At 52.3% G+C, this 11,698-nt stretch carries 11 protein-coding genes; 7 read left to right on the top strand and 4 right to left on the bottom strand.

All coding sequences use genetic code 11. From position 1 onward, the window contains the following. Nucleotides 1-348 precede the first annotated feature (348 nt). The 4 genes from ald to B5F38_RS13595 form a co-directional block, all read right to left on the bottom strand. Entirely contained in the window at nucleotides 349-1,449 is a 1,101-nt protein-coding gene (gene ald, locus B5F38_RS13580; protein ID WP_087409667.1) for an alanine dehydrogenase, read from the bottom strand. 152 nt (nucleotides 1,450-1,601) lie between these two features. Then, nucleotides 1,602-2,498, bottom strand: coding sequence for a phosphodiester glycosidase family protein (locus B5F38_RS13585; protein ID WP_087409668.1), 897 nt, complete (start codon nucleotides 2,496-2,498; stop codon nucleotides 1,602-1,604). Between the two features lie 32 nt (nucleotides 2,499-2,530). Next, nucleotides 2,531-2,806: a putative quinol monooxygenase gene (locus tag B5F38_RS13590; RefSeq protein WP_087409669.1), complete on the bottom strand. Its 276-nt coding sequence runs from the start codon at nucleotides 2,804-2,806 to the stop codon at nucleotides 2,531-2,533. A gap of 205 nt (nucleotides 2,807-3,011) precedes the next feature. Continuing rightward, nucleotides 3,012-3,395, bottom strand: coding sequence for a DUF3127 domain-containing protein (locus B5F38_RS13595; protein ID WP_087409670.1), 384 nt, complete (start codon nucleotides 3,393-3,395; stop codon nucleotides 3,012-3,014). Nucleotides 3,396-3,882: 487 nt separating this feature from the next. Here B5F38_RS13595 and rsfS point away from each other — a divergent pair, with 487 nt between their 5' ends. The 7 genes from rsfS (at nucleotide 3,883) to B5F38_RS13630 (ending at nucleotide 11,572) form a co-directional block, all read left to right on the top strand. Next, nucleotides 3,883-4,239: a ribosome silencing factor gene (rsfS, locus tag B5F38_RS13600; protein WP_087409671.1), complete on the top strand. Its 357-nt coding sequence runs from the start codon at nucleotides 3,883-3,885 to the stop codon at nucleotides 4,237-4,239. A 40-nt stretch (nucleotides 4,240-4,279) separates the two neighbouring features. Beyond that, a complete protein-coding gene (ftsH, locus tag B5F38_RS13605; RefSeq protein WP_087409672.1) occupies nucleotides 4,280-6,370 on the top strand; it encodes an ATP-dependent zinc metalloprotease FtsH in 2,091 nt (696 codons plus the stop codon). A 236-nt stretch (nucleotides 6,371-6,606) separates the two neighbouring features. Further along, on the top strand, nucleotides 6,607-7,452 hold the full coding sequence (locus B5F38_RS13610) for a phosphatidate cytidylyltransferase (RefSeq protein ID WP_087409673.1): 846 nt from the start codon (nucleotides 6,607-6,609) through the stop codon (nucleotides 7,450-7,452). Nucleotides 7,453-7,514: 62 nt separating this feature from the next. Further along, entirely contained in the window at nucleotides 7,515-8,684 is a 1,170-nt protein-coding gene (locus B5F38_RS13615) for an AIR synthase related protein (RefSeq protein ID WP_087409674.1), read from the top strand. A 33-nt stretch (nucleotides 8,685-8,717) separates the two neighbouring features. Further along, a complete protein-coding gene (gene udk, locus B5F38_RS13620; RefSeq protein ID WP_087409675.1) occupies nucleotides 8,718-9,329 on the top strand; it encodes a uridine kinase in 612 nt (203 codons plus the stop codon). 4 nt (nucleotides 9,330-9,333) lie between these two features. Beyond that, a complete protein-coding gene (locus tag B5F38_RS13625; RefSeq protein WP_087409676.1) occupies nucleotides 9,334-10,728 on the top strand; it encodes a transglycosylase SLT domain-containing protein in 1,395 nt (464 codons plus the stop codon). Between the two features lie 292 nt (nucleotides 10,729-11,020). Continuing rightward, complete coding sequence (locus tag B5F38_RS13630) at nucleotides 11,021-11,572, top strand: DUF3332 domain-containing protein (RefSeq protein ID WP_087409677.1); 552 nt, start codon at nucleotides 11,021-11,023, stop codon at nucleotides 11,570-11,572. The last annotated feature ends 126 nt before the right edge of the window (nucleotides 11,573-11,698 follow it).

Raw genomic sequence — 11,698 nt, forward strand, 5'->3', positions numbered from 1 at the left:
ATCTTATTTTTCTTATTTTATACCTTCGAAGGACTCCTGGCCGAATTGACTTCGTTCTCTCTTTTCTCTTGTACTACACTTGCTTCTTTTCAGTCTTGTCAATGAACTGCGCCCTCCGTTTTCGCTCCGGTTGACCCGGTGTTCTTTCGAAAAGCGATGCAAAGGTAGGCGTTTTTATATATTCCCTCCAAATTTTTTGACGACTTTTTTATGCTATAAAACATACTTTTCTCTCAACTTCCCCATTTTCACTCCGTTATAAACAAACTTTTTTTCGCAAAAAATTCGTTCCTGCCACTCTACGGAGCAACAGGAACGAACAAAGGGTATTCGAGTGAAATTATCGGCTTATATCTTCTCACACGGCAACCCGAAAGCTTCGGCTACGGCAGGATAAACGATTTTACCGTCGACTACATTCAGACCTTTGCAGAGAGCTTCGTCTTCGGCACAGGCTTTTTCCCAACCTTTATCGGCCAGCTTGAGGGCATAGGGCAAAGTTGCGTTGGTCAAGGCCAAGGTCGAGGTGGCCGAAACGGCTCCCGGAATATTGGCCACGCAATAGTGCACGATACCATCGACTTCGTAGACGGGCTCGGAGTGTGTAGTCGGATGCGAAGTCTCGAAGCAGCCACCCTGATCGATTGCGACATCGACCAGCACCGACCCCTTCTCCATCAATCCCAGCATATCACGGGTGATGAGATGCGGCGCCTTGGCTCCGGGGATAAGCACAGCCCCGATTACCAAATCGGTCGTGGGAAGCTCGGCTCGTATATTGAATTCGGACGAGTAGAGGGTCTTGATGTTGGCGGGGCGAACCTCATCGATGTAGCGCAACCGGGCCAGCGACAAGTCGGCAATGGTAACATCGGCACCCATACCGGCGGCCACACAGGCAGCAGCATAACCTACCACACCACCACCGATTACCAGCACCTTGGCCGGTTTCACACCCGGCACACCGCCCATCAGTTTACCTTTGCCGCCCTGCGGGCGCTCCAGGAAGCGGGCCCCCTCTTGGGTAGCCATACGGCCGGCCACCTCGGACATGGGGATAAGCAGCGGCAGACTGTGGTCTTTCAGCTCGACCGTTTCATAGGCCAAACAGGTAGCTCCACTGGCCATCATAGCCTCGGTGAGCTTGCGGTCCGATGCAAAATGGAAATAGGTAAACAACAACTGCCCTTTGCGAATGAGGGGATACTCGAGCTCGATGGGTTCCTTGACCTTGACTATCATCTCGGCCACGGCATATACATCGGCAATGGTGGGCAATATCTTGGCACCCACACGCTCGTACTGCTCGTCGGGGAACCCGCTATTTTCGCCTGCGCCTTTCTGCACATACACCGTATGACCTCTCCGTACCAGTTCGTTCACTCCGGCGGGAGTCATACCCACTCGATTCTCGTTGTTCTTGATTTCTTTGGGGATTCCTACTATCATAGATTAAGATTTATAAGATTAAATTATTTCGGTTGAAAGATAAGAATTTTATTCTTTTTTTCCATCATGCCGAGCCCGTTTTTTACACAAAAAAGCGGGACGATTCGGGTTTAACCCCCATCGCCCCGCCGAGATACCTGTATTTACGGGATTCAGTTTGTCTTCACCATCAATACCGAGGGGACTGCACGCTCGCCTTCGTGGTCGTACTTGCCATTGTCGCAAGGGTGATTGATCACGCCATAGGACTGGATATAGAGGGTCGAAGAGCCCCCACCGTCGAGGTTGAGAGCATCGGTCGCCCCCATCTGCCGAGCAAAGGTGCGTAGATCGTAGAGGTTCACCCCCTTGGCTCCATCGAGACGGCCATCGAAGACGATAAAGAACACCCGATTGTCGTCGGTCGTTGCCACGCAGGTACGCGGGTGTGTATCGGTTGTAAACGAATTGGCCCACATGGCCACATCGTGCCCGTTGTCCATCATCAGCGGCCCCGACACGACTACCTGCTGATAGTCGCCCCCGAGCGAAGCCTCGTCGCTCGAGCTCCACGTCTTTATCTCCACCCGGTCGCCCGTGGCACAGAAGGCCCCGGTGGCACGAGTCGAAAACTCGTTGGTCTCGGTGGTAGCCACCACAGTGCCGTTACACTTCAAGAAGTGACGGCTTACACCGGTCGAGGTATTGAAAAAGGTACCGTTTATCGCCGCCAACGCATTGGCCGCGATGGCCCGGTCGCTGGTAGTCTTGCTCAACGAGACCTCATACGAAACGACAAACGAAACATTGGCCTTGTTCAGGTCGATTTCCAACATGCTTATCGTTTGCGGATAGTCAAAGAGCTTTTGCACCTGAGCCGTCTTGCTCACGACACCATCCCGAATCTCCCGCTCCTGCCACGAAATCTGAGCGATAGCTATCGAGTCGGCCTCGTTTTCGCCCGAGGGGCGGGTAGGTATCGAGGCGTGATTGTCATCATCGCCACACGACGTGAAAGGTGCGACTGCCATCAAGGCAACCGCAACCAGAAACAACTTACTCCACTTCATTCCTGTTCGATATTATACTCGGGAATACCGAATCAGAAGTTGAATCGCTCTTGCTTCATCTCGCCCAAGGAGTGCATCTGCCCCACATAAGTGACAAAGTGAGTAGTCTGCTCATGGGCACGCAGAGCCTCATCGTCTTTCCAGGTTTCACAAATCATCAACACATCGTGACGCGTAGCACTCTCGAAAATATCGTAAGCCACACAGCCCTCCTCTTTGAGTGAGCATTCGGTCAACTTTTTAGCAATCTCCAAAAATTCGGCGCGACGAGCCTCATCGACTCTCACAAAAACATTTAATCTAATCATCGTTTTTACGGTTTATAGGGTTTCTTTTCGAGGGAGTAAAAATAGAGTTTTCCGTTCACAATAAAAAGAGAAAATAGCATAATAAATACAAAGGTAGATAAAGCAAAGAGGTCGCAAGGGTATCAATACCCCTGCGACCTCCCGGTACAATTTCATTATGCTTCGTTTCCCAATCCACGCCGCAGCGGGGACATTCTCCGGTCCATCAGAACGGCAGATCGTCGGTCGACGAGGCCGGCATGTCGGAAGCAGCCGGGGCCGGCGGGAACGGAGGTATATCGTTGGGCATGGGCGGCATATCGGGTACGCCCTGAGCTGCGGGAACCGACTTCTCTATTTTCCAGGCTCTCACGTCGGTGTACCAACGGCCGTTAAACTCGCGGCTCTCGAGGTCGAAGCTGACCGTCACGTCGTCGCCGATTGCTGCCGGATATTGATCTACCTTATCGCCAAAAAGATTGAAACATACCTTGCGAGGATATTGCTCCTCGGTTTCCAATACATACTCTTGTTTCTTCCACGGGTTGCCGGCTCTCGATACACCCTCCTGCAACGGCAGCACGTGAATGATTTTTCCTTTGATTTCCATATTGAGTGTTACAAATTATTCGGCAACAAATATAGTGAAAGGTGAGAGCAGAGGCAAACAAAAAAACGAAGTTTTTAAGTTTGACTATGCCGAACCGACTCCTATATTCTGAAAATATAGTGAAAGGTGAGAGCAGAGGCAAACAAAAACGAAGTTTTTAAGTTTGACTATGCCGAACCGACTCCTATACCCCGAGAGTACGACGAAAGTCAAGCGGAAAATAAAATATCGGACCCCGATTTCAGATATTTCTTTATTCCAAACCGTATCCTATATTATCGGAATATAGGCAAAGCAACCAAACCTCGCAGCCGAACTTTTCTGTTTTTCATTCGTTATTCTGCAAAATCCTATTATACCCACAGTTAGCAAAAGGAGTTTTTAACGAAAGCCTTAATTTTATAACAAAGCTATTTTCTCGTAATTGGAAAAATCGCATTATCTTTGCAAAATGAGAATATATACATATAAGCCATACAATAAGTAAATGAAAGAAAAACAACTAATCCAAACCATTATAGAAGGCATTCAAGAAAAAAAAGGGAAAAAAATCACCACCGTAGATCTCTCGGACATAGAATCGGCTGCAGCTTCATACTTCGTCATCTGCGAGGGACAGTCGACTACCCAAGTGGCAGCGATTGCCGACAGCGTGAGAGAGTATGTGCAGCAACACACCGGCACCAAACCTTTCGGATACGACGGATACCAAAACAGCCAATGGATAATTATCGACTACGGCAGCATTCTGGTACATGTTTTCCTGCCCGAATACCGCAACTACTACAAACTCGAACAATTGTGGAACGATGCCAAATTGACAGAGATTCCTGACGTGGAATAATTTTTGATACACCATTTGCATCTTATACTATATATAAAATATGGGAAACAACAACATGTCTCCATTAGGGCCTAATAAGAAGAAGCGCATCCGGTTCAACCTGTACTGGATGTATGCGATTATCGCACTGCTTCTGTTTGGCCTCTACTATGCCAACGATCCTTCGATGAGCAAGGAGGTGAACTGGTCGGAATTTGAAAAGATAGCCAAGGAGGGCGGCATGACCAACGTAACGGTTCATGCCAAGAAAGACTACGTCGAGGCTCAACTCAACGACAGCACGGCCAAAGCTATTTTCAAAACCGACAAGATTACCGGCAAGCCCATCGTATACACCAACATACCCTCGGGCGACAGTTTTGCCACTACCCTCGAGGCGTGGAAAAAAGACTACGGCTTCAAAGCCGATGTCAACTACGAGAACAGCAGCGATCTGACCAATATCCTGTGGACCTTCGGCCCCATCGTATTCTTTATTATCTTCTGGATTTATCTGGCCCGCCGAATGACCAACCAGGGTGGCGGCGGTGGCGGCGGCGTGTTCAATGTGGGCAAGGCCAAAGCTCAGCTTTTCGACAAGGACGGAGCCGTGAAGGTAACCTTCGACGATGTAGCCGGACTCTCGGAAGCCAAACAGGAGGTCGAAGAGATTGTAGAGTTTTTGAAGAATCCCAGTCGATATACCGACCTGGGTGGCAAAATACCCAAAGGCGCTTTGCTGGTAGGCCCTCCGGGGACCGGTAAAACCCTGCTGGCCAAAGCCGTAGCCGGCGAGGCCAACGTACCGTTCTTCTCGCTGTCGGGTTCCGACTTCGTCGAGATGTTCGTAGGTGTGGGTGCGTCGCGTGTGCGCGACCTCTTCCGCCAGGCCAAGGAGAAAGCCCCCTGTATCGTCTTCATCGACGAGATCGATGCCGTGGGTCGTGCCCGTGGCAAGAACCCCAACATGGGTTCCAACGACGAGCGGGAGAACACCCTGAACCAGTTGCTTACCGAAATGGATGGTTTCGGGTCGAACAGCGGCGTCATCATTCTGGCTGCCACCAACCGGGCCGACATTCTGGACAAGGCCCTGCTGCGTGCCGGACGTTTCGACCGTCAAATCTACGTAGAGTTGCCCGAATTGAACGACCGAAAGGCTATCTTCAAGGTACACCTGCGCAACGTGAAGATCGACGACTCGGTCGATGTAGACCTGTTGGCCCGCCAGACCCCGGGATTCTCGGGGGCCGACATTGCCAACGTCTGCAACGAAGCCGCCCTGATTGCCGCCCGCAAGAACAAGAAGAGCGTACAGCGTCAGGACTTTATGGATGCCGTCGACCGTATCGTAGGCGGTCTGGAGAAGCGGTCGAAAATCACGACTCAAGAGGAGAAACGCTCCATCGCCATACACGAAGCCGGGCATGCCTCGATCAGCTGGCTGCTGCAATATGCCAACCCGCTTATCAAGGTGACCATCGTACCACGCGGTCGCGCGCTGGGCGCTGCCTGGTATCTGCCCGAAGAGCGGCAAATCACCACCCGCGAGCAGATGCTCGACGAGATGTGTGCCACGCTGGGAGGCCGGGCCGCCGAAGAGGTATTCCTCGGACGCATCTCGACCGGCGCCTCGAACGACTTGGAGCGGGTCACCAAGCAGGCCTACGCCATGGTGGTCTACTTCGGTATGAGCGAGCAGTTGCCCAACCTCTCCTACTACGACTCTACGGGTCAGGAGTATGGATTCACCAAACCGTACAGCGAAGAGACGGCCAAACTCATCGACAAAGAGGTGAGCCGAATCGTAAACGAACAGTACGAGCGCGCCAAGTCGATTCTGCGCGAGAATGCCGAGAAGCATGCCAAACTGGCCGAGGTACTGATTACCCGCGAGGTTATCTTTGCCGAAGACGTAGAGCAGATATTCGGCAAGCGTCCGTGGATTTCGCGTACCGAAGAGATACTGCAAGACGAAGAGGCAGCCAAGAAGGAGGAAGAGGCCGAACACAAAAAACCGGAGGCCGAAGGCAATCCGACACCGTCTGACGAAAAACCTCAACCGACAGCTGAAGGCACGGCCGACCAACCCAAGGCTGAAAACGGCGAAACAAAAGGAAATGAAAAAGATACCTCCGACTCGAAGGCCTAACCGCCCGACAAGCGAGAGAATCTACATGATACAAGAGATACAGCCGACAATCGACTGTATCTCTTTTTTTATCGCTTTATCACAAAAAAAAAACTACCCAGAAGGGCCGCTTTATGGGATTATACCTATATTTGTAAACTATATGAAAGCGTAAAGCACAGCCTATGCCGAGTACCCGCTGCCCGCAACTGTCGCTATATGCCTTATAATTCACCCAACATCAAAAATAAGGAACCGTGAAAAATCTACTGACCCGAACTTTTACCGGTATACTGTTTATCGTTATCATTACTACGGCTGTCTTGTCGGGAGCCTATACCTTTCTGGGCATTTTTGGTATCGTCGCCCTGCTTGGCTATGTCGAATTTCTCATGCTTACCCGATTCGGTAGGCCATTCGATCAACTCACTTTTGTCATCGATATGGCAGGAGCCTGCGCCCTGTTTCTCACGGCCTTTTCCTATTCGGGCCAATTAGGCGAGTCGCTTCATAAAGCCTCGATACTCACCTACCTCATCTATCTGGTAGCACGCCCCATCATCCAGCTCTACCTGTCGCCCGACAAGTTGCCCGTCATGGGTTGGGCATACAGCATATTGGGACAAATCTATATCGTTCTGCCCCTTGCGCTGCTCGGTGTATGGGGATACAGTACCGAATATCAACTGCTGTACGGTCACCCCGAATACATACTGATGGCCCTCTTCACCTTCATCTGGATAAACGATACCGGCGCCTACGTCGTAGGCAGCACGCTGGGGCGCCACCGGCTCTTCGAGCGCATCTCGCCCAAGAAGTCGTGGGAGGGATTTTTCGGCGGCCTGCTCTTCTGCATCATACTCGCCCTGTGCCTGAACTACATCATACCCGGCATGCTCACCACCGCTCAATGGGTAGTCATGGGCATACTTACCTCGGTATTCTCGACCTGGGGCGACCTGTGCGAATCGCTGCTCAAGCGCACGGCCGGCGCCAAAGACTCGGGCAAACTGCTCCCCGGGCACGGTGGCATCCTCGACCGGTTCGACAGCGAGCTTCTGGCCTCGCCCGTGATATTCATCTACCTGACACTCGTTTTATAAACCAGATGCTTGCACCGATGCCATTTTTGCACTAATTTTGTGAGCATCAATTACACATACCTATGAGCGACCAACGTTACAACCTGCGCGGCGTATCGGCTTCGAAAGAAGATGTACACAACGCAATCAAGAATATAGATAAAGGTATCTTTCCCAAGGCCTTCTGTAAGATTATCCCCGATATTCTGGGCGGCGACCCCGACTATTGCAACATCATGCACGCCGACGGTGCCGGCACCAAGTCGTCGCTGGCCTACATGTACTGGCGCGAAACCGGCGACCTGAGCGTGTGGCGAGGCATTGCACAGGATGCCCTCATCATGAACATCGACGACCTGCTCTGCGTAGGTGCCACCGACAACATACTGGTATCGTCGACCATCGGCCGCAACAAGCTGCTGGTACCCGGCGAAGTAATCTCGGCCATCATCAACGGCACCGAAGAGCTGCTTGCAGAACTGCGCGCACTGGGCGTGAACGCTTACAGCACGGGCGGCGAGACGGCCGACGTGGGCGACCTGGTGCGCACGATTATCGTCGACAGCACCGTGACTTGCCGCATGAAGCGCAAGGATGTGGTATCGAACGAGCACATACGCCCGGGCGACGTCATCGTGGGACTCTCGTCCTACGGCAAAGCCTCGTACGAAAAAGAGTACAACGGCGGCATGGGCAGCAACGGACTCACCTCGGCCCGCCACGATGTATTTGCCAAATACCTCGCAGCCAAATACCCCGAGAGCTACGACAACGCCGTACCCGAAGAGCTGGTATACTCGGGCAAGCTGAAACTGACCGACCAGATTGCCGAACTGGGTATCGACGCCGGCAAACTGGTGCTCTCGCCCACCCGTACCTATGCCCCCGTCATCAAGAAACTGCTCGACGAGATGCGTCCGCGCGTGCACGGTATGGTACACTGCTCGGGCGGAGCCCAGACCAAAGTGATGCACTTCGTGGAAAACATGCGGGTCATCAAGAACAACCTCTTCCCCGTACCCCCGCTGTTCAGCATCATCCAGGAGCAATCGGGTACCGACTGGCACGAGATGTACAAGGTCTTCAACATGGGTCACCGCATGGAGGTCTATGTCGACGCCGAGGATGCCCAACGCGTGATCGACATCAGCCGCTCGTTCGACATCGATGCCCGCATCATCGGCTATACGCAGGCAGCCGACCACAACGAGCTAATCATCGAATCGGACAAAGGCCGGTTTGAGTACAAATAACGATCAAGTCACACCCCTAAAACAAGAAGCGTCATGTTAATCATAGGAATAGCCGGTGGAACCGGGTCGGGCAAAACCACCGTCGTGCGAAAAATCATTGAGAGCCTTCCTCCCGGACAAACAGCCGTTATTCCCCAGGACTCCTATTATTGGGACAGCAGCGATGTGCCGGAAGACGAACGTCAGAACATCAACTTCGACGAGCCGGCTGCCATCGACTTCGACCTGCTGGTCAAGCACCTCAAAGAGCTGAAGGCGGGCCGCCCCATCGAGCAGCCCATCTACTCGTTCCTCACCTGCACCCGGTCAAAGGAGACGATCACCGTCGAGCCTCGCGACATCATCATCGTCGAGGGTATCCTGATTCTCTGCAACGAAGAGTTGCGCAACATGATGGACATGAAAGTATTTGTCGATGCCGATGCCGATGACCGCCTCATCCGGGTCATCAACCGCGACATCATCGAGCGGGGACGCACGGTCGAGATGGTAATCGACCGCTACCAACGGGTACTCAAACCCATGCACCTGCAACACATCGAACCTACCAAACGCTACGCCGACATCATCATCCCGCAGGGCGGTCACAACACGGTCGCCATCGAGATTATGACCAACTTTATCTCTCACAAGCTCAAAGGGTAAGCCTATGCCGAGGAACATATCCCGCTGGATATATGTGCTCCTCGCCCTCTGTCTGCTCACGGCCTGCGGAGGGAACAAGCAGCACACCGCCGAAGAGGTGCCGAACGACTTCGACTCCATCTGCGAGCGGGGCGAACTGCGAGTTCTCACGCTCTACAGCTCCACCTCCTACTTCCTCTACCGAGGCGAAGAGATGGGTTATGAATACGAACGCATCAAACAGTTTGCCGACCACTACAACCTCAAGACCACCGTCATCGTAGCCGACAACATCAAGCACCTCACCGAGATGCTGCAACAGGGCAAGGGCGACGTCATCGCCTACGAGATGCCCATCATCGGCGACGCCAAAAACGAGTGGCTCTACTGCGGTGCCGAAAACATCACCCACCAAGTGCTCATCCAGCCCCGCAAGCCCAAGGACGAAATGATAAACGACGTGGTCGACCTCATCGGGAAAGATGTCTACGTCGAAGCCGGCTCGAAATACGAAGAGCGCATCAACAACCTCAACAACGAATTGGGCGGCGGCATACACATCCACCACATCGACAAGGATACGGTGGTGACCGAAGAGCTCATCGAGATGGTCTCGACCGGCGAGATACCCTACACCCTGGCCGACAACAACCTGGCGCAGTTGAACCGCACCTATTACAACAACATCGACATCCACCTGCAGGTGAGCTTCCCCCAACGGGCCTCGTGGGCCGTGAGCAAGACCTCGCCCGCCCTGGCACACGCCATCAACCAGTGGGTGAAGGAGAACCAGAAATCCGACTCCTACCGCAGCATCTCGCGCCGGTATTTCGAACTGAGCAAGTCGTTCCCCAACTCGGCCGTGCTGTCGGTCTCGAAAGGACAAATATCCATCTACGACCACCTATTTAAAAAGTATGCCCGCGAACTCGACTGGGACTGGCGCATACTCGCCGCACAGGCCTACAACGAGTCGCACTTCGACACCCTGGCCGTATCGTGGGCCGGAGCCCGGGGACTGATGCAACTGATGCCTCGCACGGCACAGGCCTTCGGGGTATCGGCCCAGGAGATTACCAACCCCGAGAAGAATCTGAAGGCGGCCGTCAAAAGCATACAATCGCTCAACAAAAGCCTCTCGGCCATCCAGGACAAAAACGAGCGGCTCAAGTTTATCCTCGCCGCCTACAATGCCGGGCTCGGCCACGTGCTCGACGCCATGGCGCTGGCCGAGAAGTACGGCAAGAACCCCTATGTATGGGACGACAACGTGAGCGACTTCATCCTGCTCAAGAGCAACCCCGAGTATTTCAACGACGAAGTGTGCAAATTCGGCTATTTCAGAGGACGCCAAACCGTAGCCTATGTTCATGAGGTTCTGCGATATTACAAAATATATCAAGAAAAAATCCCCTTATAAAAACCTTTTTCTCCAAAAGTTTTTTATCTTTGTAAAAGATAGAAGTCAATCGGTCTGGTAGAAGAACGTCGATTTTCACCGGTCTCTGTACTCGTCAGTCCTCCCTCTCCCCGACAAGAGACGGGAAATGCCGTGTGTGAGTCTCCTGCTCGATGAACCTGAAATTGGCCCTATCGCCATCAAATGAATTGCCGTGCAGCATGTTTCGCGCCATCTTTTGCCACCATGCCGCCCTCTTTTTCAACTTACTAAATTTTGCGTATTACATATTTCTAACTAAAAATTTAAAACGATGAAAAAGAACAAACTGAATGTGGCTATTGCCCTTACCTTAGCAGCGACTCTCTGCTTCTCGTCTTGTATCGGATCGTTCAGCCTCACCAACAAGGTACTTAGCTGGAACGGCGGTGTAGGCAACAAATTTGTAAACGAACTCGTATTTATCGCCTTCCATATTATCCCGGTATACGAGGCAACCGTATTTGTTGACCTCATTGTGCTCAACTCTATTGAATTCTGGACCGGCAGCAGCCCCATCGCTCAGGAATCGACCAAGGAAGTGAAAGGCGAAAACGGTGACATCTATCTGGTAAAGACCGATAAAGACGGCTACACCATTACCAACACGGCCGACAACTCGACCATCGGTTTCGTATTCGACAGCAACGACAACTCCTGGTCTCTCTCGGCTAACGGCGAAACGACCAAATTCATGACCTTCGTCGATGACAACCACGTACAAATGGTAGGTGCCGACGGCAACAACATGACCGTAGAGCTTTCGCAAGCCGGTGTACTGGCCTACCAACAAGCTGCACAACAGCTCAATCTGGCTATGAAATAAGCACCGTATCACATACAAAAAAGAGGGTGACCCAAAAGTCAAAGACTTTAAAGGGTCATCCTTTTTTGTTTGGATTACGCCAGATGGTCACAATGAGAGAATGAATGCGTGAGAGTGAGTGTGGAG

The organism is Barnesiella sp. An22 (genome assembly GCF_002159975.1).
Taxonomy (GTDB): domain Bacteria; phylum Bacteroidota; class Bacteroidia; order Bacteroidales; family Barnesiellaceae; genus Barnesiella; species Barnesiella merdigallinarum.

Bases quoted from the DNA above. Each gene is read 5' to 3' on its own strand.
- ald (WP_087409667.1), bottom strand. From the start codon at position 1,449: ATGATAGTAGGAATCCCCAAAGAAATCAAGAACAACGAGAATCGAGTG.
- B5F38_RS13585 (WP_087409668.1), bottom strand. From the start codon at position 2,498: ATGAAGTGGAGTAAGTTGTTTCTGGTTGCGGTTGCCTTGATGGCAGTC.
- B5F38_RS13590 (WP_087409669.1), bottom strand. From the start codon at position 2,806: ATGATTAGATTAAATGTTTTTGTGAGAGTCGATGAGGCTCGTCGCGCC.
- B5F38_RS13595 (WP_087409670.1), bottom strand. From the start codon at position 3,395: ATGGAAATCAAAGGAAAAATCATTCACGTGCTGCCGTTGCAGGAGGGT.
- rsfS (WP_087409671.1), top strand. From the start codon at position 3,883: ATGAAAGAAAAACAACTAATCCAAACCATTATAGAAGGCATTCAAGAA.
- ftsH (WP_087409672.1), top strand. From the start codon at position 4,280: ATGGGAAACAACAACATGTCTCCATTAGGGCCTAATAAGAAGAAGCGC.
- B5F38_RS13615 (WP_087409674.1), top strand. From the start codon at position 7,515: ATGAGCGACCAACGTTACAACCTGCGCGGCGTATCGGCTTCGAAAGAA.
- udk (WP_087409675.1), top strand. From the start codon at position 8,718: ATGTTAATCATAGGAATAGCCGGTGGAACCGGGTCGGGCAAAACCACC.
- B5F38_RS13625 (WP_087409676.1), top strand. From the start codon at position 9,334: ATGCCGAGGAACATATCCCGCTGGATATATGTGCTCCTCGCCCTCTGT.
- B5F38_RS13630 (WP_087409677.1), top strand. From the start codon at position 11,021: ATGAAAAAGAACAAACTGAATGTGGCTATTGCCCTTACCTTAGCAGCG.